Source organism: Rhizobium sp. SG741 (assembly GCF_012275435.1).
Classification (GTDB): domain Bacteria; phylum Pseudomonadota; class Alphaproteobacteria; order Rhizobiales; family Rhizobiaceae; genus Rhizobium; species Rhizobium lusitanum.
The window spans coordinates 347,533-372,785 of record NZ_JAAZQP010000004.1; the positions used below are offsets into that span (position 1 = coordinate 347,533).

The window sequence follows — 25,253 nt, forward strand, 5'->3', positions numbered from 1 at the left end:
GCAATTCGTGATCGCTCCGCATTCCATCCCTCAGAGTGAAGGGAAAAAACTCACTGTCAACAATCGGATAGGCGGAATTGCTGATATTTCGTCTTTGATCGTCGAAGACGATGGCATCGTCTCTTCCTTGCCCCTATTCTAAGCCAATCAACATCTCGTCCAGTCAGTAGAGAGCGCTTTGCCGGTTCGTCCCATCATCCGTTTTCCCGATCCCTTGCTTCGAACCGCCTGCCCGGCGGTCACGGTCTTCGACGACAACCTAAGCATGTTCACGGTTGATCTTTTGGACACGATGCGCGCCGCGCCCGGCGTCGGTATCACAGGTCCGCACATCGGCGTGCTCACGCGCGTTGTCGTGATCGAGCTCAGCCGCGAGGATAGTGTCCGCACCTACATCAATCCGGAGATCCTCTGGTCATCGGAGGAGACCATGCGGCATGTGGAAGGCAGTGTCTCCATGCCCGGAATGACCGAAGAGATCACCAGGCCGAAGGCCATTCGTTTTCATTATCAGGATATCGACGGTACGGCGCACGAAGCAGCGGCCGAAGGTTTTCTGGCCATCTGCATCCAGCATGAGATCGACCAGCTCGACGGCATATTCTGGCTCCAGCGGCTTTCAAAACTCAAGCGTGATCGCCTGGTAAAGAAATGGGAGAAGATGCGGAGCTGAAAGCGCTTCAAAATGAAACGGGCGCCACGAAGGCGCCCGCTCGATCGTCCGGTCAATCCGGAAATCAGCCCTTGAGCTTGGAGTTGCAGAGGCTGTAGTAGCCGCCGCCCTTCTCGATCCACTTCAGGCCGCCGAGCGAATTCTTGGCCTTGTTGGCATTGTATGCGTCGACGCAGGTATGGAAACGGCCCTTGCCGGGGGTTTCGCTTGCATACTTCGGATCAACGCTTGCCGGGAAGCTGACGCCGGCCGGGGCAGCCATCGTCGGCTTTGCCGGCTCTTTGGCCGGCGGCTTGGTGGCGTCAGGCTCATTGGCGTCGACCTTGGCCGCAGCGGTCGTCGTCTTCGTGGTCTTCGGCGGCGTCGTCGCAGCAGGTGCGGTCGTTGCCGGCGCGGTCGTCGTTGTGGCGCTGGCGTCCGCACTGCACTGAGTGGCACGGAAGTCGTTCCACTTCTGGCCGTTCAAGGTACCAGCGGTCTTGGCTGCCTGATACTTGGCGCTGCACTCTTTCATGGTTAGCGCAGAAGCTGACGAAGCGAGGCCGATCGAGCCTACGACTGTGAGAGATGCTAGAGACATCAACAGGATGGCACGACTAGTCATTGGCATTTCCTCCGCTCTATGACGAATGTCGAAATTATTAATCGTATCGTCCCCATCGATTGTCAATCGACACGCGACTAGGAGGCGACGGATGACACCATATGCGGACGAAGATGAACGCAAACTGTACGAAAACAGCCATCGGGAAGAGCGGCTTGGCCTCGCTCTCAACCGTTGATGGGAATTCATGTCGTCGTCTGATTCGCGGCGAAACATATCCGCGCACGGGTTCGACGGCTCACAACAGATCGATTATTGCGGACGCGACCACGACTTCAGTTCCTGCCAATCCGACCGAGCAAAACAATGTTGTGTCTTGAGACGATCTTCGACCGATCTCCCGTTTGGCAATGATGTCAGCTAGATCAGCCATCCGATGTTCGTTGCCGGAGCCAGCGAGAAAGAAGGGAGAAGCGTAGGCGCGTGTCTGCTCGGGGGAGTCGGTCGCTATCACATCTGCAACGTCTGCAATATCGAGGCCCAGTTCGTATCCTCGTTGCGTTTTAGGCCCGACAGTATTGACATGCACACCAGGCTTCAAATCCGAAGCATGTATTATTGGCGTGCTGCTCGTCGTGGCGCAGATAACGATGTCAGCATCACGCGCAGCGTCTAGGACGCTCCCAACAGGCCTCACCTCAATACCGAGCTCCCGCTCCATCTCCTGGGCAAAGGTAGTACGGTTTTTCTCGTCTCTGCTATAGACGCGTGCCGACGTAATTTGCCGGACGGTGGTCGCTGCGGCCAGTTGAGTTCGCGCCTGAGCACCACTTCCGAGAATCCCAACAATTTTGGCATCAGGCGAGCTAAGATGCCGGATCGCGACGCCGCCAATTGCACCCGTTCGTATGTTGCCCAGGCGCTCGCCCAAGACAATTCCTTTGAGCTTCGCGTCTTCCACAGACCACACAGCGACGATCTGTGAATGCTCCACACCGTCGAACGTTTCATAAACCCGGAAGCCCGCAAGTGGCTTCTCACCCAACATTCCGCCGACTGTAAACACCAAATCGCCTCGGTTCGAAAACGAGACATGATGCCTGGGCGGGGATATCATTTGGTCCCGAGCTCTGGCAAGGAAAGCGGCATCCAAGGCATTGATTGCAACGCCCATAAGTTCGCTCCCAACCAAATCATCATCCCTGAGTATTTTCGTCACGGTTTGACCTCCGAACTGCTAAGGCATTGTGCAACCTCAACCGTACTTCGGGTCAATGGACCCACTTAAGAAAATCCATGCCCGATAGAAATCCTGCACCGGAATCCGCTTTTTGATGGCAATTGCTGCAGAGTAGCGGGCATTTGACGTTCACGAGATCGTGCAATGAACCCAAGACTTGAAGTACGGACGCGCCGCCCTAACCTCTCTAATGCAGTTCCCCTCTCTTGCCCTGGATGCTCTCCCTTCCAGGGCATTTTCTTTGCGAGCACAAATGATAAGTGCGCCTGATCAATGACAATCATTCATTAATCATTGTTGGCGTAACCGTTGGTGGCATTCAAAATTTTTGGAGCTACAAAATGCATAAACTCACCCTCGCAGCTATTTTGGCCGCTTCCACGATCATTGTATCGGGACAGGCGTCCGCGGCTCCTCGCCATCATCGCAAGCCCATTTGCCATACCGATCATCACAAGGTGAAGGTGCATGGAAAGTGGATCGTCAAGACCATCCGGGTTTGCAAGTAAAAACCAAGGGGCGGCTTAGCTAGGCCGCCCCTTCTCGTTAAGGCACAGCTACCCGGCCGCAAGACAAAGGCGCCGCGAAAAATGGCAACTATTACAAAATGACTAGCCATTCGCCCTAAGGATGCGTAGGGTATGGTCATCGCTGGTTACCGAACCCGCGGGACACCAGCGGCTGAGAGCGACACGCACTCTCGCCTGCAGAGGTCAAGGAGCAATCGCATGACCTCGCATGACGATCGAGACAATATTCTCACCGACCAGAAGTTACACGATCTTCTTAAAGTGGAAGATGAGATGGATCGTCTGGCGGGATTGAAGCGCGACCTTCCGGTTGAGCCTGGACGGATTCGAGTTGAAGACCCGCAAGCGCCGTCCTCGTGAAAACGACCGCCGGTCGTTGACGGCAGGCTCCGGAATTAGACCGGATATTTCTTGATCACCGGTCACACTTCCTGCCATTTACCTGGCCTGAATTGTTTTCGCGCCCAGAGCCGAACCGCAGGCTGGGCGGTGGCGCGTGCAAATCATTCAAAAGCCATCGGAGCAAAGAAGACTAAACACGCGCTATCGGCGCATGCTTACCATGTCACGCCCCTTGTCACGCGACATCTTGCTTTTGGTCATGTAAGCAGCCTCTCACTTTGTGGTTCGAGGCAAAGATGTTCGAGGAGCGAGATGATGTCGACTTCGATTTTGACCGCTTTGACGGTATGTGCAGGCGCAATCACTGTAGCGCTGATGGTAGTTCAATTCCTTCATTGATCTCAGGGGGCAGGCTAACTCGGCGTGTTGAGATACCTTCCCTATGCCCTGCTGGAACTCCCGACTGCGCATCGCGTTACAACGTCAGGAGGATACAGCCATGAACACGCCCACGTCGACCACCCCCCCAATCCTGGCTCCGGAACTCGGACTGCCTAACCCGATACAGCCTCTGCCGAACCAACCACTTGATTTGAAAGCTTCGGACGATAGCGAAAAGGAAGCCTATGAGCGTGGGGCGGAGGCAGGCAAACGGGAGGAAGAGAGCGAGAAGAATCCTTATCCGGAGGGAAGCAAACTCGCCAAGGCCTTTGAACACGGCTATCTGGATGGGCAAAAGCTGCGATCAAACGACAAGCCGCCTGAGCACTAGAATCGCTGCCACGCCTCGAAGACGACTTCTGTAGCCGCGCCAGAGGGATTGAGTTTTTCATTGGTCCTTGACTCCGACTCGGAATGAGAACATTTTGAGAACAAATCAAGGAAAACATCATGGCGATCGCCGAGAAATTCATTGTCCTGCCGTACAAAAAGAACCGCGGAAATCTTGTTCCAGCTGAGATGCGCCAGGCCTCGAATGCGATGAGCGCCGAAAAGATCGCGACGGCGATGTCGTCACGCTTTGTCGGCGTGGCTGCCTACGCGGTCATGGTTGACGATGAGACCGGCGACATGACGTCCCCTCGCCTGCTGATCCAGCATGGTGAAATCGCGGATCTCAACGCCGCCTGAAATTGACTGACAATTTGGTAATGCGAACCGCCGTTCTGCGACGGAACGGAGATGTGCGTCGATGAGTGCCGAATCCCCTCTGGCTCCTGAGGAATCAGATTTCGATCCGATCGAAGCGATCCTTGCCGCCCATGATGGCGACGCGCGGGCCGCGATCGGCGACCTGGTGGAACGCATCCAGCACCTTCGCCACCAGCTTTCACTCGCGTCCGCCGCAATGAGCAGGGGCATGACGCGCGGCTGGTCGCCAAGCTTGGATCAAAGCTGACGGACCAGGACGATGGCGAAGCGGCCTCGAACGGATCGGCGCACGCTTAACTGATTGAGTTCACATGAAATAAGGCCGCTCTGTTTTAACTGTTTTTTGGCCCTGGCCGCAAAATGCCGCCGGCAATAAATATGCCAGTTCGGCATAAATCAGAAAATAATAAATAATTCCAATAGATCTATGATACACTGCGGGGGCTTAGAAAATAATCATAAAAAGGAGCATTTCCGTGAAACAATTTTATTTCGCACTCAATCGCCGGCAATGCACTGTTTTCCTGATTGAAACGTCAGTTCTCACAGCTGGGCTTGTTGCTCTGTTCTCCGGCCTCTCAATACTGAAGTAGTAAGTCGGCGACACCGGATACTTTGCGCCGGTCAGGTTCTCCAAAAATCAATCAGGGATGACGACAATGATCAGACATCGACCAGTTCGCAGACGATTCAAATGCCCAATCAGCGAAAAGACCGGAACTGTGTTCGCCGATATCAGCTCCGGCAACATCCGAGTGCGGATGGAGAGGGCTGCACTTCTCAAAGCTCTCCGAATTGAGCGTGATCGACCAACGCGACCGCAGCGCGCGAGCTAGTTCAAGCGCGCAGACGACAAAAACCACGACAACGACAGTCTTCGCTGCGAACACACTGCTCACGGTTCAAATGTTGTGCCGGGATGCCGGCATAGGCCAGCCATCCGCCCAGAGCGTGCGCAAAGAACTCGCCGAGTTCAGGTGCAGCCAAAACTAACAAAATCTATACGGGGAAAGTTGAGGCCGAACTCTTGCGCAAGAAGCGCTAGAAGAGGTCGAGGTGTCCCAGGCGTTTTTCGGATGGGACACTTCGAATGAAGAACAACGACAGCGTCGTTGTCTTTGGTGCGGTCGAGAAGACTCGAACTTCCACGGGTTGCCCCACAGCGACCTCAACGCTGCGCGTCTACCAATTCCGCCACGACCGCATCGTGGTAGGGCCGGATTGCTCCGGCGCGGCTGCATGTAGCAAAAGCATCCGGGGGGCACAAGAGCGATGTGTCAGTTTTTTTAAATTCCTTCACAGCTCCTCGGATTGCGGCTTCGGAATTACCTGGCAAGCGCCGTAGATGTTTGAATTTCCGCCTGAATACCTCCATATGTGGACAACCCGTCGGCGCGCCGGATTTCCACATGAGCGGTCTGCCGGATGGGCGCAAAGGACTGGCTCATGCTTCGCACTGAACTCTCACATCAAATGTTTCCCGTCGAAGGCACCTCGCCCGTACGCTGGCGTATCGCCGATGGCCTGGTGCCCTATGACGAAGCGGTGGCGACCATGGAAGCGGAAGTCGCCGCGATAGCCGATGGGCGTGCACCGGAACTCGTCTGGTTGGTGGAGCATCCGCCACTCTATACGGCGGGCACCAGCGCCAATGCCGCCGATCTCATCGAGCCGGATCGTTTTCCGGTTTTTGCCACGGGACGTGGCGGTGAATACACCTATCACGGGCCCGGCCAGCGCGTGGCCTATGTCATGCTGGACCTGAAGTGTCGGCGGCAGGATATCCGCGCCTTTGTCGCCTCTCTCGAGGAAGTCATCATCCGCACCCTCGAATCGATGAATGTTCGTGGCGAGCGGCGCGAGGATCGCGTCGGCGTCTGGGTGAGGCGCCCGGAGAGGCCGGTGCTGCCGGATGGCACCATGGCCGAGGACAAGATTGCCGCCCTTGGCATTCGCGTGCGCAAATGGGTGACGTTTCATGGCCTTTCGCTCAACGTCGATCCCGATCTTGGCCATTTCTCCGGCATCGTGCCCTGCGGGATCTCCGCCTACGGCGTTACGAGCCTGGTCGATCTCGGCCTGCCGGTCATGATGGCGGATGTGGATATCCGTCTGCGCGAGGCTTTCGAGCAGGTATTCGGCGAGACCGTCAACGACTCTTAATGCGCAATGTCCTTGCTGACGTTGCGCAGCCTGATCTGATGGTCGAGCCGTTCGATCTGGCGAGTGGTTGTCTCGATCAGCCTGCCGATTTCCTCATGGGCCGTCCGCAAACGGGAAAGCTCGTTCCTGACGGCTTCGAGCGCGCGTTCGTCACTATCCTCGCCGGGGCCGTCGCCTGCCCCCGTCATCAGCCATGCGGGAGAAACGCCGAAGAGAACCGACATCTTGACCAGAGCGGACGCCTTGGGTTCGGAGCGGTCCGATTCCCAAGCAAGCATCGTTTCTTCGCTGACGCCAAGCTGGCTTGCCAGCGTCTCCAAGCTGATGCCGGCGGCGTCGCGGGCCATGGAGAGCCGCCCGCCCAGGGTATCGTCGCCCTCATCCGAAAAAATGGTCGTCTCTTGTTCTGTCTTGAACATCGGTGCGATCCCTTTCCTGGCCGCGCCGGCGAAATTCTGCGGCGCGCTTATGTTTTAGCCGGTTCCGAAGGCTGAGATAGGTCTAAGGGCGTCATCTCGCCACCATGATCTGTCCCAATTGGCAAAGTTTGACCTTTGCGGCGCATCGGATCGCTTCTTGATTGCATGCCGTTCCTGTGTTTGATGGCAGCCCATGTCCGTCGCTTCAGCCGCTCCCACCCAGCAAAACCCGCTTCAAGGCATGACGATCATGGCGAGTGCCATGATCATATTGCCGACGATGGACGCGATCGCCAAATACATGGCGAGTTTCGAAGGCATGTCGCCCGGCCAGGTGACGTTCTACCGCTTCTTCTTCCAGATCGTCTGCATGCTGCCGCTGCTCGTGACCGTTTCCGGCCGGGCGGCTTTCTCAGCGAAGCGGCCCTGGCTGAACCTCTTGCGCGGCGCTCTGCATGGGGCTGCAAGCCTGCTCTTCTTCGCAGCCGTCAAATACATGCCGCTTGCCGATGTCTTTGCGATCTATTTCGTCGAGCCGTTCATGCTCGCGGCGCTTTCGGCCCTGTTCCTCGGCGATAGGGTCGGCTGGCGGCGCTGGCTGGCGATCGTCGTCGGTTTCGGCGGCGCGATGATCGTCATCCAGCCGAGTTTCGAGATTTTCGGATTGAAGGCGCTGCTGCCTGTGGCCTGCGCCTTCCTCTTTGCGCTCTATCTGTTCATGAATCGCGCGGTCGGCGAAGCGGATTCGCCATTGACGATGCAGATCATGGCCGGTGTCGGCGGCACGCTGTTCATGACATTCGCTCTGCTGGCGGGCTCGTCGGCCGGTATTGCGGATTTCGAGCCTTCCCTGCCCGTCTCCGGGCTCGGTCTCGTGCTCCTGCTGATTCTCGGCTCGATTTCAGGCTATGCGCACATGCTCGTCGTCAGAGCCTTCCGGCTAGCGCCGTTGTCGCTGCTGGCACCCTTCCAATATTTCGAGATTATCTCGGCCACCATCCTCGGCTATGCGATCTTCGGCGATTTTCCCAATCTTTCCAAATGGATCGGCATCGCGATCATCGTCGGTTCCGGCCTGTTCATCATCTGGCGGGAGCGCGTGCAGTCGCGATCGGCCAAATCCGCTTGAGTACGCGCATCTTGCACATGGACCGACGGCGCAATTTATGGCTAAAACACTGACACAGCAGACGTATTGGGCGGAGTTCGCATGTTCAAGAAAATCCTGATCGCCAACCGCGGCGAGATCGCTTGCCGCGTGATCAAGACGGCGCGCCGGATGGGCATCCTGACGGTTGCCGTCTATTCCGATGCCGATCGGGATGCCCTGCATGTCGAGATGGCCGACGAGGCCGTCCATATCGGCCCTGCTCCGGCCGCGGAAAGCTATCTCGTTGCTGAAAAGATCATAGCAGCCTGCAAGGAGACTGGAGCGGAAGCGGTTCATCCAGGCTACGGCTTTCTCTCCGAGCGTGCGTCCTTCTGCTCGGCGCTGGAAAAAGAGGGCATCGTCTTCATCGGCCCGAAGCCGAAGGCGATCGAAGCCATGGGCGACAAGATCGAATCGAAGAAATTCGCCAATGCCGCCAAGGTCTCCACCGTCCCGGGACATCTCGGCATCATCGATGATGCCGATCATGCCGAAAAGATTGCCGGCGAAATCGGCTATCCCGTGATGATCAAGGCATCCGCCGGCGGTGGCGGCAAGGGTATGCGCATCGCCTGGAGCAAGGATGAGGTGCGCGACGGCTTCGATCGTGCCCGTTCGGAAGCGAAAAGCTCCTTTGGCGACGACCGCGTCTTCATCGAGAAATTCGTTGTCGACCCACGCCACATCGAAATCCAGGTGCTGGCCGATGGCCACGGCAATGTCGTCTATCTCGGCGAGCGCGAATGTTCGATCCAGCGCCGGAATCAGAAGGTGGTCGAGGAAGCACCCTCGCCTTTTCTCGATGACGCAACACGAAAGGCCATGGGCGAGCAGTCGGTTGCACTCGCCAGGGCCGTGGATTATCAGAGCGCCGGCACCGTCGAGTTCATCGTCGACCGCGACAGAAATTTCTATTTTCTCGAAATGAACACCCGCCTGCAGGTCGAACATCCCGTAACGGAGCTCGTGACCGGCGTCGATCTTGTCGAACAGATGATCCGTGTCGCCGCCGGCGGAAAGCTGCCTTTCAAGCAGGAAGACATCAAGCTGAACGGCTGGGCAGTCGAAAGTCGCCTCTATGCCGAGGATCCCTATCGCAATTTCCTGCCTTCGATCGGCCGGCTGACGCACTACCATCCGCCGCGCGAAGGCAAACGCGGCAAATCCGTCGTCCGCAACGACACCGGCGTCTTCGAAGGCGCCGAAATTTCCATGTATTACGATCCGATGATCGCCAAGCTCTGCACCTGGGCTCCATCTCGGCTGGAGGCCATCGAGGCCATGGGTGAGGCGCTGGACGGTTTCGTCGTTGACGGCATCGAACACAACATGCCGTTTTTGTCGGCGCTGATGAAGCATCCGCGCTGGCGCGAGGGGCGTCTTTCCACCGGCTTCATCGCCGAGGAATATCCGCACGGTTTTGCTCCGATGGCGCCGGACGAGAGCCAGGCTGCCCCGCTTGCTGCAATCGCCCTCTCCTGCAGCCTGATCGAATCCAACCGTCGCGAACGCTATGCCGACAGGCTGCGCCCCACGGCGGGACCGCTGCGGGAGAACTGGGTGATCAAGCTCGGCGCCGATTACCTCTCCGTGGGGCTGCTGGATGGCGTGGTGACTATTCCATTCGAGATGGGCATGCAGATAGGCGGAGAGACCGTGACGGTCGCGACCGATTGGCGTCCGGGCGACGCCGTATGGGTTGGCACAGTCGCCAAACATAGGATCACTGCCCAGATCCGCCCCGTGCTGAACGGCCTGCGCATCGACTGGCAAGGCATGTCCGTCAGGGTCAAGATCTTCACGCCTCGCCAGGCGGAGCTCGACAAGCTGATGCCGGTAAAATTGCCGCCCGACACGTCGAAGCTGCTCCTTTGCCCAATGCCCGGTCTTGTCGTCGCCATTGCCGTCGCCGAAGGCCAGGAAGTCAAGGCCGGTGAGACTCTCGCCATTGTCGAGGCAATGAAGATGGAGAACGTTCTGCGCGCCGAACGTGACCTGACCGTCGGCAAGATCAACGCCAAGCCCGGTGAAAGCCTCGCCGTCGATGCCGTCATCATGGAATTTGCCTGATCAAAATACGGCATTAATTTCGCTTGAGCCGTCCCGCGCGCCCATGCCAATGTCCGCGCGAACCAAAACATTGCAGGAAGGGATGAAACGATGGATGTACGTGCTGCAGTAGCAGTTCAAGCCGGCAAGCCGCTCGAGGTGATGACGGTTCAGCTCGAAGGGCCGAAGGCGGGCGAAGTGCTGATCGAGGTGAAGGCGACAGGCATCTGCCACACCGACGATTTCACGCTGTCGGGCGCCGATCCCGAGGGCCTGTTTCCCGCCATCCTCGGCCACGAGGGCGCCGGCATCGTCGTCGACGTCGGTCCGGGCGTCACCTCGGTGAAGAAGGGCGATCACGTCATTCCGCTTTACACGCCGGAGTGCCGCGAATGCTATTCCTGCCTGTCGCGAAAGACCAACCTCTGCACCTCGATCCGCGCCACCCAGGGACAGGGCCTGATGCCCGATGGCACATCGCGCTTCTCGATCGGCAAGGACAAGATCCATCACTACATGGGCTGCTCGACCTTCGCCAACTTCACCGTCCTGCCGGAGATCGCGCTTGCCAAGGTCAATCCCGACGCGCCCTTTGATAAGATCTGCTATATCGGCTGCGGCGTCACCACGGGCATCGGCGCCGTCATCAACACCGCCAAGGTCGAAATCGGCTCGACCGCTATCGTCTTCGGTCTCGGCGGTATCGGTCTCAACGTGCTTCAAGGCCTGCGCCTTGCCGGCGCCGACATCATCATCGGCGTCGACATCAACAATGATCGCAAGGCCTGGGGCGAAAAGTTCGGTATGACGCATTTCGTCAACCCGAAGGAAGTCGGTGACGACATCGTGCCCTACCTCGTCAACCTGACGAAGCGCAATGGCGATCTGATCGGCGGTGCCGACTATACGTTCGACTGCACGGGCAACACCAAGGTCATGCGTCAGGCATTGGAAGCCTCGCACCGCGGCTGGGGCAAGTCCGTTATCATCGGCGTTGCCGGTGCCGGCCAGGAAATCTCCACCCGTCCATTCCAGCTGGTCACCGGTCGCAACTGGATGGGCACCGCCTTCGGGGGCGCGCGTGGCCGCACCGATGTGCCGAAGATCGTCGACTGGTACATGGAAGGCAAGATCCAGATCGATCCGATGATCACCCACACCATGCCGCTCGAAGACATCAACAAGGGCTTTGAGCTGATGCATTCCGGCGAAAGCATCCGGGGCGTGGTGGTTTACTAATAGCCGCCAACGGAGTTGCATGCGGTGGATGAGTTAATCACCGCATGCTATTTGAATTATTGAAGTATCCTATGATTTATGTCGATGCCGATGCCTGTCCGGTCAAACCGGAAATTTTGAAAGTTGCCGAACGTCACGGCATCGAAGTGACGCTTGTCGCTAATTCCGGATTGCGCCCGTCGCGGGATCCGATGGTGCGGAACGTCATCGTCTCCAATGCTTTCGATGCCGCCGACAACTGGATCGCCGAGCATGCCGGTCCCGGCGATATCGTCGTCACGGCCGATGTGCCGCTCGCCGGGCGTTGCGTCGCCACCGGCGCGCTGGTGACCGGGCCGACCGGCCGGGTGTTCGACGTCGCCAATATCGGCATGGCAACCGCCATGCGTGATCTCGGCGCGCATCTTCGTGAGACCGGCGAGAGCAAAGGATACAACGCCGCCTTTTCGCCGCGCGACCGCTCGACCTTCCTCGAAACCTTCGACCGGCTGTGCCGGCGTGCAAAAGCACTTCAATCATCGCCTGGAGACCAGTCTTGAACATCATTTCCCAGAACACCGCCTTCGGCGGCATGCAGGGCGTCTTCTCGCACGAATCGGAGGCCTGCAAATGCGAGATGACGTTCGCAGTCTTCGTGCCGCCGCAGGCAATCAAGGAACCCCGCCCTGTCGTCTGGTATCTCTCCGGCCTTACCTGCACCCACGCCAATGTCATGGAGAAAGGTGAGTATCGCCGCATGGCTGCCGAGCTCGGCCTGATTGTCGTCTGCCCGGACACCAGCCCGCGCGGCAATGACGTGCCGGATGAACTGACCAACTGGCAGATGGGCAAAGGCGCCGGCTTCTATCTCGACGCCACCGAGATGCCCTGGGCCGAGAACTACCGGATGTATAGCTACGTCACGGAGGAATTGCCTCACCTCATCGCCAAGCAGTTCCGCGTCGACATGAGCAAACAGGGCATTTTCGGCCATTCCATGGGTGGTCATGGCGCAATGACCATCGCGCTCAAGAATCCAGACCGCTTCAGGAGCTGCTCCGCCTTCGCGCCCATCGTCCAGCCTTCGACGGCCGATTGGTCGGCTCCGGCCTTCGACAAATATCTCGGCGCCGACAAATCGGCCTGGAGACAATACGACGCGTGCTCCCTCGTCGAGGACGGCGCCCGCTTCCCGGAGTTCCTGATCGATCAGGGCAAGGCCGACAGCTTCCTTGAAAATGGCCTGCGTCCCTGGCTGTTCGAAGAGGCTGTCAAAGGCACCGGCATCGGCCTGACGCTACGCATGCACGAGCGCTATGACCACTCCTACTACTTCATCTCCAGCTTCATGGATGATCACCTGAGATGGCACGCCGAACGGCTGGCATGAAACGGGTGGCATGGCAGCTATGCGCTCAATAGCTTGAAAAGCTCTTTTGGCAGAGGCATATGGTAACCCGCGCAGACGGCTGCGGCGGCCGATATTCTTTCATCGGCCGTAACATCCGCGGGGACGGCCTCGCTCTGAATAAAGGAGCGTAACATGGCTTGGTTCCTGCTTTTTCTTGCAGGCTTGTTTGAAATCGGCTGGGCAGTGGGCCTGAAGTATACCGACGGCTTTACACGGCCGATGCCGACTGCTTTCACCATCATATCCATGGTCATCAGCGTTGTGCTGCTCGGCCTTGCGGTAAAGACCCTGCCGATGGGCACGGCCTATGCTGTTTGGACCGGCATCGGCACGGTCGGCACCGTATTGTTAGGCATATGGCTGCTCGGCGATCCCGCAACCCTCGTCCGCGTGGCCTGCATCGCCCTGATCGTCACAGGCATTGCCGGCCTCAAGCTCGCCACCTGACAAGGCAAGGTCATCGGCGCTGGCGATTGTCCAGCGCCCAATCCCCGGGACCGGCAAACACCAGAAACAGGAAGATGAAGCAGAACAGTACTGCGCCATCTCCCTGATTGTTGGCCGGGAAGAAGTCGATCTGCATATGCAGCATAAAATAGGCAATCGCCATTTCGCCGCTAAGGAGAAAGGCAATGGGGCGGGTGAACAGCCCAAACAGGATAAGGACGCCGCCTACGAGCTCGATTGCACCTGCCACGAAGAACAATGTCGTGATCGTGAAGGGTGCAGGGGGAAAGCCGAAAAGCTTTTGGGTGCCGTGCTCGATGAACAACAGGGCTGTAATAACCCGCAGGATTGCCAGTGCGGTTGGCTGATACGGCGACAAGCGCTCGAAAACCGACATGAAGATCTCCGTTCGAAATAGAATGCAGAAGAGATCTTGCCGACAAGGCTCCCTTTCCGCTGACAACGGAATCAACACGCGAAAGAGAAAATTATTCGCCGGGCCTGGCGATCGTCCAAGCCCGGCGATGACATTGACTACTTCTTGCGATTGTCGACGGCCACAAGGCCGGGACCCGCAAAGATCAGGAACAGGAAGACGAAGCAGTAAAGAATAGCTGCGTCTCCGCCATTGTTGGCCGGGAAGAAATTCTTCGGATAATGCGCCATGAAATAGGCGACCGCCATGTTGCCGCAAAGGATGAATGCGACGGGGCGGGTAAAGAAACCGACGATTGTTGCCAAGCCGCCGACGATCTCGATGATACCCTGAACCAGAAGCAGGGTCGGCAGTGGGCTTGGGAATTGGCCCCCGGGCGGAAAGCCGAAAAACTTCTGTAGGCCGTGTTCGATGAACAGCACGCCGGTGACGACACGCAATACAGTAAGAGCATAGGGCTGATATTGATTCAGCCGATCGGAAAGCGCCATTTTAAACTCCAGTTTTAACTCCCCCAGAAGCAAGCATTAGAGCGGCCGCCCCTGAACGTGAAAACACGGATTCTGACGTCCAATCAATTTTCCGTGTGAAATCCGTGACTTGCTGTCACATGCTCACAGTGGAATGTTGTCGTGCTTCTTCCAGGGATTGGTCAGGTCCTTGTTGCGCAGCATCCGCAAGCCCTGCGCCAGCCGGCGGCGGGTGGAACGCGGCATGATCACTTCGTCGATATAACCACGCTCGGCTGCGACGAAGGGCGACAGGAAACGGTCCTCATACATCTTCGTATGGGCCGCTATTTTCTGGGGATCAGCGATATCCTTGCGGAAGATGATCTCGACGGCGCCCTTGGCGCCCATGACGGCAATCTGCGCCGTCGGCCATGCATAGTTGAGATCGCCGCGCAGATGCTTCGAGGCCATGACGTCATAGGCGCCGCCGAAGGCCTTGCGGGTGATGACGGTGAGCTTCGGCACCGTCGCCTCGGCATAGGCGAAGAGCAGTTTGGCGCCGTGCTTGATCAACCCGCCATATTCCTGCGCCGTCCCTGGCAGGAAGCCGGGCACATCGACGAAGGTGACGATCGGGATATTGAAGCAATCGCAGAAGCGCACGAAGCGCGCCGCCTTGCGCGACGCATCGCTGTCGAGCACGCCGGCGAGCACCATCGGCTGATTGGCGACGAAGCCGACCGTGGCTCCCTCGATCCGCCCGAAGCCGCAAACGATGTTCTTGGCGAAGCTCTCCTGTATCTCGAAGAAATCGCCCTCATCCGCCACCTTGAGGATCAGTTCCTTGATGTCGTAGGGCTTGTTGGCATTGGCCGGGATCAGCGTGTCGAGCGAGGTATCGGGCTCGGTGACGGATTGATAGCACTCGATCTCCGGCAGAGCCGCAGTATTCGATTGCGGCAGGAAATCGACGAGGCGGCGCACCTGCAGCAGCGTATCGACATCATTGTCATAGGCGGCGTCGGCAATCGAGGATTTCGTCGTATGCACGGAGGCGCCGCCGAGCTGTTCGGAGGTGACGGTCTCGTTTGTGACGGTTTTCACCACATCCGGCCCGGTGACGAACATGTAGGATGTATCGCGCACCATGAAGATGAAATCGGTCATGGCGGGCGAGTAGACATCGCCGCCGGCGCAGGGACCCATGATGACGGAAATCTGCGGGATGACGCCGGATGCAAGCACGTTGCGCTGAAACACTTCGGCATAACCGCCGAGTGCGGCCACGCCTTCCTGAATGCGGGCGCCGCCGGCGTCATAGATGCCGATGATGGGCGCGCGGTTCTTCAGCGCCATATCCTGTACTTTGGTGATCTTTTCCGCATGTGCTTCTGAAAGAGACCCACCGAAGACGGTGAAATCCTTGGCAAAAATGAAAACGGTGCGCCCGTTGACCGTACCCCAGCCGGTCACGACGCCATCGCCGGCAACCTTGCTCTTGTCCATGCCGAAATCGGTCGAGCGATGCTCGACGAACATGTCGAACTCCTCGAAGGAACCCTCGTCGAGGAAGATGTCGATGCGTTCGCGGGCCGTGAGCTTGCCTCGCGCATGCTGCGCATCGATTCGCACCTGACCGCCGCCGAGCCTTGCAACCTCACGACGACGCTCCAGTTCCTGCAGAATTTCCTTCATGAGGCCCTCTCTCCTTCGCTGCTCGGGCTTAGCACGACGCGAGCGCGGTTTGAAGCTGCCGGCTCAGTTCGCCAGCCGTGGCATGGTCAGTGAAAAGATGGAGCGGACGCGAGCAGCGATATCTTCCGCCATCAGTTCATCGGCCGTGGCAGGATCGGGAGCCACCGTTCTTATTTCAAAGGATGCCATGGCCACCACGGAGCCACCGTCCAACGCCGCTGCGTCGATGTTGACCTTGGCGCTGCTGCGATCTCGGTTGAAGCCGCGCGCCTTGCGAACATCGGTCAATCGGATGGTGATAGCGACCTGCGGCAACGTCGTGCTGTGGGCCGTTGCGGCGATCGAGGCGTTCACGCGATCATTGGTGGCGGCAATCAGCGCCGGCGATACCGGCGGCAAGGCCTGATCGGCCACCACAGTCGCGCTACGAACGTCATAGGTTGGAGGAGGAGGATCAACGGACCAGCTCGAGCACGCAGCCAGAGCCAAACATCCCACGAGCGCCAACACGGCCCCCGGCCTCAACAACAACATGATCCCTGCCCCGACTTCCAAATCCGCAAGATACGAAGGCTGTTATAAAGGACTGGAAATCAACAATATTCAACTGCGCAGTGCAGAAAAAACGTCGGTTGCCGCCTGAAATTCCTCGAAGCGTTGCGCGCGGCGGTGCTCGGCTTCCTCATCGCTGCCCCAATGTTCGATCGTCCAGTCTTCATCGAGATGCGCCAACGACCAGACGTCGGCAAGCGGCAGCCAGCCCTCGGCAAAGGCGAGCGCCAGGATCGCGGAGCCGGTCATGCTCGTGATCGTATGCAGGCTCGCAAGCTCCATGGGCGTGTCGTATTTGCGCAATGCCGCGGCGAAGGCGGAAATGGCCTCGCGGGGCTGCTGCTGGTGAATGACGCCCTCGGCCAGAATGAAGCGAGCACCGATCTCGCGTGCCGCCCACTCGATCACCGGGTTCCAGCGCTCCGACTGCCGCGCGACCAGCCGCTCCGGCTCATTGGCGCGATAGCAAAGGAGATCGCTGCCGGAAAAGCGCACGATTTCGTCGAACACAGCCTGGCTTTCGGTCGCCACACCATCGATGGCGCTGTTGACCAGACGGGTGACCGGCATTGTTGCTGGATCGATGACGTCGACTTGTCTCGCCCATTCGGCCGCCACCAGCTTGGCAAGCGCTTCCGTCGGCAGGGCCAGAGAATGCCGCGCCGGCGTCTTGACCACCTTGCCGTCGAGCGCAATGGCGTGACCGTCCTTGCCCGGGTTGATTGTCACGTCTTTGTAGAAGCGCTTCGGCAAGGGTCTCTTCATCTGGATCTGCGCGCGGCGGATCGGATCGGGATGGCTCAGCCCCTCGGAAAGATCGTTCAACAGGTCGCGCATGGCGTCACCTCAGAGAATATGGCTCAACAGGTCGTTCGGATGGTGGGCAATCGCATCGGCGCCGGCAGTCAGCAATTCCTCGACCGAAGCGTAACCCCAGGATACGCCGATGGCGGTCGCGCCGGCAGCCTTTGCCATCTGCATGTCGTAAACGGCATCGCCAATGACGATGGTGTCGTGCGGATCCATGCCGGTTTCGTCGCAGCATTCCGCCACCATGGCCGGATGCGGCTTCGAGGGGCAATCGTCGGCAGTACGCGACACCACGAAATAGGGCGCAAAACCGTTGGCTTCAAGAATATGGATAAGACCACGACGGGACTTGCCCGTCACGGCACCGAGCAGCAATTCGTCGCGGGATGCGAGAGTCTCGATCAGCGGCTTGATGCCGTCGAAGAGCGGCGTCTGCATATCCGCCTCGTCGCGCACGCCGGGAAAGATCGACTTGTAGTGCGCGGTCATGGCAATCGCCTCGTCATCGACATGCGGCTTGCCCTGCATGCGGGAAACCGCGATATCCAGGCTGAGGCCGATGATCGCCTTGGTGGCGGAAACATCGGGGCGCTTGTAGCCAAAGGCAACGAATGTCCGCGCCATGACCTCGTGGATCAGCCGCACGCTATCGACCAGCGTGCCGTCGCAATCGAAAAGAACGAGTTTCATTCGTCGTCCGGCTCCCCTGCCGATGCCATGTCGAGACCGAGAAGGTTCCATGTCTGCACCATGTGCGGCGGCAGAGGTGCCGTAACGCGCAGGCGGCCGCCATTGGGATGCGGAATATCGATATGGCGGGCATGCAGATGCAGACGCTTCTGGACACCGCCAGGGAAATCCCAGTTCGGATCGTCATCGAAATATTTGGGGTCGCCGATGATCGGATGACCTATATGCAGCGCATGGACGCGGAGCTGGTGCGTGCGGCCGGTGTAGGGCTCCATCTCCAGCCAGGCGAGGCTCTGCGCTGCCATTTCGAGCACGCGATAATAGGAGATGGCGTGATCCGCGCCCTCCTCCCCATGCTTGGCGATGCGCATGCGATCGCCGTCGGGTGTTGCCTCTTTCACCAGCCAGGTCGAAATCTTGTCCTCGTGCTTGCGCGGCACACCCTTGACCAACGACCAATAGGTCTTCTTGGTGTCGCGCTCACGAAAGGCCGCAGTCAGCTTCTGCGCCGCGCCGCGGGTGCGGGCAACGACGAGGACGCCGGATGTGTCGCGGTCGAGACGGTGCACCAGACGTGGCTTTTCGCCCTTCTTGCTCGTCCATGCCTCCAGCATCTTGTCGATATGACGGGTAAGGCCAGAACCGCCCTGCACGGCGAGGCCGGCCGGCTTGTTCAGCACAAAGACCTTCTCGTCTTCGTGCAGCAGCATGCGCGCAAGAAGCTCGCCGTCACCGGCGTGTTTAAGGTCATTGCCACCGATGGGCCCGCTCTTCAGGGCCTTGGCGTCGACGTCGAGAGGCGGCACGCGCACCACCTGCCCCGGCTGCACGCGAGCATCCGTCTTGACGCGACCGCCGTCGACACGCACCTGGCCGGAACGCAACAACTTTTGCAGCTGACCGAAGCCGAGCCCCGGAAAATGTACCTTGAACCAGCGGTCGAGGCGCATGCCGGCTTCGTCAGGCTCGACCTGTATATGTTCAATCCCGGCCATTGTTCTTCTTTCAAATGCCGCAGCATGCTCCGGAAAATACCAAACGCTCGTTGGACGGGATCATGCCAATTCAAATAACGGGGCCAGCTGCCCCGCAGCCGGATATCCCGGCCTTTCGACGTGGCTTTAGAGCATTTCGAGCAAAAGTGGAAACTGGAATTATCCGGGCCGAATATTTTTCTGGCTCAGTTTCCCTTGGCCGACACGACGGGCAGATCGAGATCGACCATTCCGGCTTTCCCGAACATCAGCATCACAGGCACCGAGCCGCCCTTTTTGAAGGGCGTCTTCACCTGCTTGAACATCATGTGCATCGTGTTCGGCGAAAGCGTCACGGTAGCACCGGCGGGAATTGCGATACCACCCTTGATCTCGCGCATCTTCATGATCTCGCCGTCCATCTTCATCTCGTGCAATTCCACCTTGCCCGCAGCCGAGGATATGACTGATGTCAGCGTGTCGTCGGCCTTGCCGCCATTGTGGATGGTAATGTAGCCGCCGCCAACCGGTTGACCAGGCAGCATGGCGCGGACATAACCGCCGCTGATGTCGAGATCGCCGAGCTTACCGGTGGCTGAACCGGATGGCGCCGCCTGCGCATCCATATGCATCCCGGCCATGCCCTTCATGTCGCCGCTCTGCTGGGCCATTGCGCCGCCTGTCGAAAGCGAAAGTGCTGCTGCTGACATCAGCAATGCTGCGACCTGACAACGGTTCATCATTCTCTCCTGCCCGGCTCCTCTATCGACCCGAAGGGATAGCCTTTCGCAACCTCGTTGCAAAGCCCCCGCTTTCACTCGCGGGATCACCGATGGAAGCGCGCGACAAAAATTTGTTCAGCGGCGACATTTGCCCCTTGCCATCTCTCTCGAGTACCAGATAATGACACTCGACCTTGTTGGGAGAATCTGGCGCAAGCCGGTGCCGAAGGAGCAACCGCCCCGGAAACTCTCAGGCCCAAAGGACCAGCAAGGGGCAGACGGAACTCTGGAGAGAAACGCGCAAGCGTTCGCCGAAGGGATAACAATCTCAGGCAAACAGACAGAGGGGGCTCATCGTCAGGCGCAACCGTGCCGAAATTGTGAGCTCTGCGCTCGGATATGAGCGCAAAACCCGGAGGCGTCATTGGACGAGACCGCTGCCCTCAAGAAGACACCCCTTTACGACCTGCATGTATCGCTCGGCGCCCGCATGGTGCCGTTTGCCGGCTACGACATGCCCGTGCAATATGCCGCGGGTGTCATGAAGGAACACCTTTGGACCCGCTCTTCCGCCGGCCTGTTCGACGTGTCGCATATGGGTCAGGTGACGATCCGCGCCCATTCCGGCAAATATGAGGACGCGGCGCTCGCGCTGGAAAGCCTCGTGCCGGTCGATATCCTCGGCCTCGCGGAAGATCGCCAGCGCTACGGCTTCTTTACCGACGACAACGGAGGCATCCTCGACGATCTCATGATCACCCATATGGATGACTACCTCTTCGTCGTTGTGAACGCCGCCTGTAAGGAGCAGGATCTCAAGCATCTTCAAGATCATATCGGCGATAGCTGTGAGGTTACCTTACTTGATCGCTCGCTGATTGCCCTGCAAGGACCGCGCGCCGTTTCCGTGCTTGCGGAGCTCTGGGCCGACATTGCCTACATGAAATTCATGGATGTGCGCCATTGTCGCCTGCACGACGTTTCCTGCCTCGTGTCGCGCTCCGGCTACAGCGGCGAAGACGGTTTCGAGATTTCCGTACCGGCCGACAAGGCCGAGGATATCGCCAAGCGGCTGCTCGAACACCCGGATGTGCAGCCGATCGGCCTCGGCGCCCGCGACTCGCTGCGCCTCGAAGCCGGGCTTTGCCTCTATGGCAATGATATCGACCAGACCACGACGCCGGTCGAAGCTGCGCTCGAATGGGCCATGCAGAAGGCTCGAAAGACCGGCGGCGTCCGCGCCGGCGGCTTTCCCGGCGCGTCCCGCATTCTCGCCGAACTCGATGGTGGCGCCCCGCGCCGCCGCGTCGGCCTGAAGCCGGAAGGCAAGGCGCCCGTGCGCGGTCATGCCAAGCTCTATGCCGATGCCGAGGGCAAGACCGAGATCGGCGAGGTTACCTCGGGCAGCTTCGGCCCGAGCGTGGAATCCCCCGTCGCCATGGGCTATGTGCCCACGAGATTCTCATCGGCCGGCACGACCGTCTACGCCGAGGTGCGCGGCAAATACCTGCCCGTCGCCGTCAGCGCCCTGCCTTTCGTCAAGCCTACCTACAAACGCTGAACGTCTTTTCCAGAGAGGATTATCCATGCTGAAATTCACCGAAGAACATGAGTGGCTGAACATCGATGGCGACGTCGCAACGGTCGGCATCACGGCGCATGCCGCCGAGCAGCTCGGCGATCTGGTTTTCGTGGAACTGCCTGAAGTCGGCGCCAGCTTCTCGAAGGGCGACGATGCGGCAACAGTCGAATCCGTCAAGGCGGCTTCCGAAGTCTATTGTCCGCTCGACGGAGAAATCACCGCGGTCAACGAAGCCATCACCGCCGATCCGGCACTCGTCAACTCCGATCCGATGGGGGCTGGCTGGTTCTTCAAGCTGAAGCTGAGGAACGTGAGCGATGTTGATGGTCTTCTTGATGAATCCGGTTACAAGGAGCTGATCGGATAATGACAACGCCTACGGAATTCAAATTTACCGACTACCAGCCCTACGATTTTGCCAATCGTCGCCATATCGGCCCATCTCCGTCAGAGATGACCGATATGCTTGGCGTGATCGGCTACAACAGCCTTGACGGCCTGATCGACGCGACGTTGCCGCCTGCCATTCGCCAGAAGACGCCGCTCGCTTGGGGTGCGCCGATGACCGAGCGCGAGGCGCTCGACAGATTGCGCGAGACCGCCAACAAGAACAAGGTCCTCGTCTCGCTGATCGGCCAGGGCTATTACGGCACGATCACACCGCCGGTCATCCAGCGCAATATCCTGGAAAATCCCGCCTGGTACACTGCATATACCCCTTACCAGCCGGAAATCAGCCAGGGCCGCCTCGAGGCGCTGTTGAATTACCAGACGATGATCAGTGACCTCACAGGCCTCGATGTCGCCAATGCCTCGCTGCTCGATGAAGCGACTGCTGCGGCCGAAGGCATGGCGATGGCGGAGCGTGTTGCGAAATCGAAAGCCAAGGCCTTCTTCGTCGATGCCGATTGCCATCCGCAGACCATCGCGCTGATCAAGACCCGCGCCGAGCCGCTCGGATGGACCGTTATCCTCGGCAACCCCTTCACCGACCTCGATCCGGTCGATGTCTTCGGCGCGATCTTCCAGTATCCGGGCACGCACGGTCGCCTCAACGACTTCAGCGGGCTGATCTCCAGATTGCACCAGACGGGTGCCATCGCCGTCGTCGCGACCGATCTGTTGGCGCTGACGCTATTGAAATCGCCCGGCGAAATGGGTGCCGATATCGCCATCGGCTCCTCCCAGCGCTTCGGCGTGCCTGTGGGATATGGCGGTCCGCACGCGGCCTTCATGGCAGTCAAGGACGCTTACAAGCGCTCCATGCCGGGTCGCTTGGTCGGCGTCTCCGTCGATGCGCGGGGCAATCGTGCCTACCGCCTGTCGCTGCAGACCCGCGAACAGCATATCCGCCGCGAAAAGGCGACGTCGAATATCTGCACCGCGCAGGTGCTGCTCGCTGTCATGGCCTCGATGTACGCCGTGTTCCACGGTCCGCAGGGCCTCAAGGCCATCGCCCAGCAGGTCCACCAGAAGGCCGTCCTGATGGCCAAGGGGCTGGAAAAGCTCGGCTATGCCATCGAGCCGGAAAGCTTCTTCGACACGATCACAGTCGAAGTCGGCCATATGCAGGGTCTCATCCTGCGTGCCGCCGTCGCCGAGGGTGTGAACCTGCGCAAGGTCGGCGAGACGAAGATCGGCATGAGCCTCGACGAGCGCACGCGCCCGGCGACGCTGGAAGCCGTCTGGCGTGCCTTCGGCGGCGATTTCCGCATCGCCGATTTCGAGCCGTCCTACCGCCTGCCGAAGACCCTGTTGCGCACCAGCGAATACCTGACGCATCCGATCTTCCACATGAACCGCGCGGAAAGCGAGATGACCCGCTACATCCGCCGGCTCTCCGACCGTGACCTCGCGCTCGACCGCTCGATGATCCCGCTCGGCTCCTGCACGATGAAGCTGAACGCTACAGCGGAAATGCTGCCGATCACCTGGCCGGAATTCTCTGACATCCATCCTTTCGTGCCGGCCGATCAGGCGCTGGGCTACCGTGAAATGATCGACGATCTGACGGAGAAGCTCTGCGCCGTGACCGGTTACGATGCCTTCTCCATGCAGCCGAATTCCGGCGCGCAGGGCGAATATGCCGGCCTGCTCACCATCCGCAACTACCATATCGCCAATGGCGAGGGGCATCGCGATATCTGCCTGATCCCGACTTCGGCGCATGGCACCAACCCGGCCTCGGCGCAGATGGCGGGCATGAAGGTGGTGGTCGTCAAGGTCAGCGACGACGGCGATATCGACATGGCCGATTTCCGCGCCAAGACCGAGCAATATGCCGACAACCTCTCCTGCTGCATGATCACCTATCCTTCGACGCACGGCGTTTTCGAAGAGACGGTGAAGGAGATCTGCGATCTCGTGCACAAGCATGGCGGCCAGGTCTATCTCGACGGCGCCAACATGAACGCCATGGTCGGTCTCTCCCGCCCCGGCGACATCGGCTCCGACGTCAGCCACCTCAACCTGCACAAGACCTTCTGCATCCCGCATGGCGGTGGCGGTCCCGGCATGGGCCCGATCGGCGTCAAGGCGCATCTGGCGTCTCACCTGCCCGGCCATCCGGAGACGGACGGTCGCAGCGGCGCGGTCTCGGCCGCGGCCTTCGGTTCGGCCTCCATCCTGCCGATCTCGTGGAGCTACTGCCTGATGATGGGCGGCGAAGGGCTGACGCAGGCGACCAAGGTGGCGATCCTCAACGCCAACTATATCGCCGCCAGGCTGAAGGGCGCCTATGACGTGCTCTACAAGTCCAAGACCGGACGCGTGGCGCATGAATGCATCATCGATACGCGCCCGCTGGTGGACAGCGCCGGCGTTACCGTCGATGACGTTGCCAAGCGTCTGATCGATTGCGGCTTCCATGCGCCGACCATGAGCTGGCCGGTTGCCGGTACATTGATGATTGAGCCGACCGAATCGGAAACCAAGGCTGAACTCGACCGGTTCTGCGAAGCGATGCTGGCGATCCGCGAGGAAGCCCGCGCCATCGAGGAAGGCCGGATGGACAAGACCGACAATCCGCTGAAGAACGCGCCGCATACGGTGGAAGACCTCGTCGGCGAATGGAACCGCCCCTATTCCCGCGAGCAGGCCTGCTTCCCGCCCGGCGCGTTCCGCGTCGACAAATACTGGTCGCCGGTCAATCGCGTCGACAACGTCTATGGCGATCGCAATCTGGTATGCACCTGCCCGCCGGTGGAATCCTATGCCGAGGCGGCCGAGTAGATTTTTTTGCGAAAAAGCGAAGCGGTTCAGTCGCTTCGCCAAAAGCCGACATAAATCTATTGTGAAACTTGTCTATGAAAACGCCGCGCGTCCCACCGGATGCGCGGCGTTTTTTTATGACGCGCCATGAGGCCTTGGAAGTCAGACATTATGCCGGAATGGCCGGATTTTCATTTCATCGCCGGGCGGGCGGAGCATTCCTCCTCCCCGCTGCTTCTGCTGCACGGCAGCGGCAGCGATGAGGCCGCTCTCATCCCGCTTGCGGATGCGATTGCGCCGCAGCGGCCGTACATGGCGCTGCGCGGCGCTGTCGAATGGGAAGAAGGGTTCGCCTTCTTCCGCCGCAATCCCGACCGCAGCCTGGATCATGTCGACCTCGACAGCCAGACGGATAGGCTCTGTCGGTTCATTACAACGGCGATAGAGCGAAAGCTGCTCGCGCAGCCGCCAGTTCTGCTCGGTTTCTCCAATGGCGCCATCATGGCAGCATCGATCCTTCAGCGACGGCCCGGGCTCGCATCATCAGCAATCTTGATGCGGCCTCTTTCACCGGCACCTGACGCAGAGTTCCCGTCGATGCCCGCCCTGCCGATCCTGATCATCTCAGGCGAGAACGATCAACGGCGGGAGCCTGGCGACGCGGAACTCGTGAGACAACAATTTGCAAACGCCGGCGCGGATGTCAGCGCTCTTGTGCTGCCAACCGATCATGGCCTCCATCAAGACGAGGCCGACATCATCCGCGACTGGCTCATACGGAAAGGCATATGA

Annotated in this window: 28 protein-coding genes, 1 tRNA gene and 2 riboswitches; of the genes, 17 read left to right on the top strand and 12 right to left on the bottom strand. The window is 59.3% G+C overall.

Features of this window, described 5'->3' with window-relative positions:
- Positions 1-178: 178 nt before the first annotated feature.
- On the top strand, positions 179-673 hold the full coding sequence (locus FHT29_RS13215) for a peptide deformylase (RefSeq protein WP_168599741.1): 495 nt from the start codon (positions 179-181) through the stop codon (positions 671-673).
- A gap of 64 nt (positions 674-737) precedes the next feature.
- Here the strand turns inward: FHT29_RS13215 and FHT29_RS13220 are convergent, their stop codons facing one another.
- Together FHT29_RS13220 and FHT29_RS13225 are read right to left on the bottom strand one after the other, a co-directional pair.
- Entirely contained in the window at positions 738-1,277 is a 540-nt protein-coding gene (locus FHT29_RS13220) for a hypothetical protein (RefSeq protein ID WP_037202275.1), read from the bottom strand.
- 238 nt (positions 1,278-1,515) lie between these two features.
- On the bottom strand, positions 1,516-2,436 hold the full coding sequence (locus FHT29_RS13225; protein ID WP_168599742.1) for an ornithine cyclodeaminase family protein: 921 nt from the start codon (positions 2,434-2,436) through the stop codon (positions 1,516-1,518).
- A 281-nt stretch (positions 2,437-2,717) separates the two neighbouring features.
- Here FHT29_RS13225 and FHT29_RS13230 point away from each other — a divergent pair, with 281 nt between their 5' ends.
- The 5 genes from FHT29_RS13230 to FHT29_RS13250 all read left to right on the top strand — a co-directional run bounded on the left by FHT29_RS13230 (position 2,718) and on the right by FHT29_RS13250 (position 4,728).
- Entirely contained in the window at positions 2,718-2,966 is a 249-nt protein-coding gene (locus FHT29_RS13230; RefSeq protein ID WP_168599743.1) for a hypothetical protein, read from the top strand.
- A gap of 219 nt (positions 2,967-3,185) precedes the next feature.
- Positions 3,186-3,347 (top strand): hypothetical protein, encoded by a 162-nt coding sequence (locus tag FHT29_RS13235; protein WP_156143714.1) that lies wholly within the window; start codon positions 3,186-3,188, stop codon positions 3,345-3,347.
- Positions 3,348-3,828: 481 nt separating this feature from the next.
- The gene (locus FHT29_RS13240; RefSeq protein ID WP_047638323.1) at positions 3,829-4,101 is read left to right on the top strand and encodes a hypothetical protein; all 273 of its coding nucleotides are present in this window, start codon (positions 3,829-3,831) and stop codon (positions 4,099-4,101) included.
- A gap of 119 nt (positions 4,102-4,220) precedes the next feature.
- Positions 4,221-4,460, top strand: coding sequence for a hypothetical protein (locus FHT29_RS13245; protein WP_037202280.1), 240 nt, complete (start codon positions 4,221-4,223; stop codon positions 4,458-4,460).
- A 61-nt stretch (positions 4,461-4,521) separates the two neighbouring features.
- Positions 4,522-4,728: a hypothetical protein gene (locus FHT29_RS13250; protein WP_037202282.1), complete on the top strand. Its 207-nt coding sequence runs from the start codon at positions 4,522-4,524 to the stop codon at positions 4,726-4,728.
- Positions 4,729-5,600: 872 nt separating this feature from the next.
- Here the strand turns inward: FHT29_RS13250 and FHT29_RS13255 are convergent.
- A tRNA-Leu gene (locus FHT29_RS13255) sits at positions 5,601-5,685 on the bottom strand.
- Positions 5,686-5,927: 242 nt separating this feature from the next.
- On the opposite strand from FHT29_RS13255, the gene lipB reads away from it, so the two are divergent.
- A complete protein-coding gene (gene lipB / locus FHT29_RS13260; protein WP_037202825.1) occupies positions 5,928-6,644 on the top strand; it encodes a lipoyl(octanoyl) transferase LipB in 717 nt (238 codons plus the stop codon).
- Here the strand turns inward: lipB and FHT29_RS13265 are convergent.
- A complete protein-coding gene (locus FHT29_RS13265) occupies positions 6,641-7,063 on the bottom strand; it encodes a helix-turn-helix transcriptional regulator (RefSeq protein WP_037202283.1) in 423 nt (140 codons plus the stop codon). The genes lipB and FHT29_RS13265 overlap by 4 nt on opposite strands.
- 193 nt (positions 7,064-7,256) lie before the next feature.
- Between FHT29_RS13265 and FHT29_RS13270 the strand changes: the two genes are divergently transcribed.
- From FHT29_RS13270 to sugE, 6 genes are all read left to right on the top strand, one after another.
- Positions 7,257-8,192 carry a DMT family transporter gene (locus tag FHT29_RS13270; RefSeq protein ID WP_037202284.1) on the top strand — a complete coding sequence of 312 codons (936 nt, stop codon included), beginning with the start codon at positions 7,257-7,259 and terminating at the stop codon, positions 8,190-8,192.
- Between the two features lie 81 nt (positions 8,193-8,273).
- On the top strand, positions 8,274-10,283 hold the full coding sequence (locus FHT29_RS13275; RefSeq protein ID WP_047556667.1) for an acetyl/propionyl/methylcrotonyl-CoA carboxylase subunit alpha: 2,010 nt from the start codon (positions 8,274-8,276) through the stop codon (positions 10,281-10,283).
- A 90-nt stretch (positions 10,284-10,373) separates the two neighbouring features.
- Positions 10,374-11,501 (top strand): S-(hydroxymethyl)glutathione dehydrogenase/class III alcohol dehydrogenase, encoded by a 1,128-nt coding sequence (locus FHT29_RS13280; RefSeq protein ID WP_037202286.1) that lies wholly within the window; start codon positions 10,374-10,376, stop codon positions 11,499-11,501.
- A 71-nt stretch (positions 11,502-11,572) separates the two neighbouring features.
- On the top strand, positions 11,573-12,040 hold the full coding sequence (locus FHT29_RS13285; RefSeq protein ID WP_047556665.1) for a YaiI/YqxD family protein: 468 nt from the start codon (positions 11,573-11,575) through the stop codon (positions 12,038-12,040).
- Positions 12,037-12,870 (top strand): S-formylglutathione hydrolase, encoded by an 834-nt coding sequence (gene fghA / locus FHT29_RS13290; RefSeq protein ID WP_047556663.1) that lies wholly within the window; start codon positions 12,037-12,039, stop codon positions 12,868-12,870. Before FHT29_RS13285 ends, fghA begins: the two co-directional genes overlap by 4 nt.
- A gap of 153 nt (positions 12,871-13,023) precedes the next feature.
- Positions 13,024-13,338: a quaternary ammonium compound efflux SMR transporter SugE gene (gene sugE, locus FHT29_RS13295; RefSeq protein ID WP_047556661.1), complete on the top strand. Its 315-nt coding sequence runs from the start codon at positions 13,024-13,026 to the stop codon at positions 13,336-13,338.
- Positions 13,339-13,348: 10 nt separating this feature from the next.
- On the opposite strand, the gene FHT29_RS13300 is transcribed toward sugE, so the two are convergent.
- From FHT29_RS13300 to FHT29_RS13335, 8 genes are all read right to left on the bottom strand, one after another.
- Positions 13,349-13,735 (bottom strand): DoxX family protein, encoded by a 387-nt coding sequence (locus tag FHT29_RS13300; RefSeq protein WP_168599744.1) that lies wholly within the window; start codon positions 13,733-13,735, stop codon positions 13,349-13,351.
- Between the two features lie 137 nt (positions 13,736-13,872).
- Positions 13,873-14,265 (bottom strand): DoxX family protein, encoded by a 393-nt coding sequence (locus FHT29_RS13305; protein ID WP_037202299.1) that lies wholly within the window; start codon positions 14,263-14,265, stop codon positions 13,873-13,875.
- Positions 14,266-14,388: 123 nt separating this feature from the next.
- Positions 14,389-15,921 (bottom strand): acyl-CoA carboxylase subunit beta, encoded by a 1,533-nt coding sequence (locus FHT29_RS13310; RefSeq protein ID WP_037202302.1) that lies wholly within the window; start codon positions 15,919-15,921, stop codon positions 14,389-14,391.
- 63 nt (positions 15,922-15,984) lie between these two features.
- Positions 15,985-16,335 (bottom strand): hypothetical protein, encoded by a 351-nt coding sequence (locus FHT29_RS13315; RefSeq protein WP_348644863.1) that lies wholly within the window; start codon positions 16,333-16,335, stop codon positions 15,985-15,987.
- Positions 16,336-16,524: 189 nt separating this feature from the next.
- Complete coding sequence (locus FHT29_RS13320) at positions 16,525-17,310, bottom strand: ATP12 family chaperone protein (protein ID WP_168597497.1); 786 nt, start codon at positions 17,308-17,310, stop codon at positions 16,525-16,527.
- 9 nt (positions 17,311-17,319) lie between these two features.
- Positions 17,320-17,973: an HAD-IA family hydrolase gene (locus tag FHT29_RS13325; RefSeq protein ID WP_047556655.1), complete on the bottom strand. Its 654-nt coding sequence runs from the start codon at positions 17,971-17,973 to the stop codon at positions 17,320-17,322.
- Entirely contained in the window at positions 17,970-18,968 is a 999-nt protein-coding gene (locus FHT29_RS13330; protein ID WP_037202306.1) for an RluA family pseudouridine synthase, read from the bottom strand. The genes FHT29_RS13325 and FHT29_RS13330 overlap by 4 nt, the downstream gene beginning before the upstream one ends.
- A gap of 185 nt (positions 18,969-19,153) precedes the next feature.
- The gene (locus FHT29_RS13335; RefSeq protein WP_047556801.1) at positions 19,154-19,687 is read right to left on the bottom strand and encodes a copper chaperone PCu(A)C; all 534 of its coding nucleotides are present in this window, start codon (positions 19,685-19,687) and stop codon (positions 19,154-19,156) included.
- A 170-nt stretch (positions 19,688-19,857) separates the two neighbouring features.
- Positions 19,858-19,942, top strand: a riboswitch (glycine riboswitch).
- 3 nt (positions 19,943-19,945) lie between these two features.
- Positions 19,946-20,023, top strand: a riboswitch (glycine riboswitch).
- 70 nt (positions 20,024-20,093) lie between these two features.
- On the opposite strand from FHT29_RS13335, the gene gcvT reads away from it, so the two are divergent.
- The 4 genes from gcvT to FHT29_RS13355 all read left to right on the top strand — a co-directional run bounded on the left by gcvT (position 20,094) and on the right by FHT29_RS13355 (position 25,253).
- The gene (gene gcvT, locus FHT29_RS13340; protein ID WP_047556653.1) at positions 20,094-21,230 is read left to right on the top strand and encodes a glycine cleavage system aminomethyltransferase GcvT; all 1,137 of its coding nucleotides are present in this window, start codon (positions 20,094-20,096) and stop codon (positions 21,228-21,230) included.
- A gap of 25 nt (positions 21,231-21,255) precedes the next feature.
- Positions 21,256-21,618, top strand: coding sequence for a glycine cleavage system protein GcvH (gene gcvH, locus FHT29_RS13345; RefSeq protein WP_168599745.1), 363 nt, complete (start codon positions 21,256-21,258; stop codon positions 21,616-21,618).
- Positions 21,618-24,482 carry an aminomethyl-transferring glycine dehydrogenase gene (gcvP, locus tag FHT29_RS13350; RefSeq protein WP_047556649.1) on the top strand — a complete coding sequence of 955 codons (2,865 nt, stop codon included), beginning with the start codon at positions 21,618-21,620 and terminating at the stop codon, positions 24,480-24,482. Before gcvH ends, gcvP begins: the two co-directional genes overlap by 1 nt.
- Before the next feature lie 150 nt (positions 24,483-24,632).
- Positions 24,633-25,253 (top strand): esterase, encoded by a 621-nt coding sequence (locus FHT29_RS13355; protein ID WP_052212151.1) that lies wholly within the window; start codon positions 24,633-24,635, stop codon positions 25,251-25,253.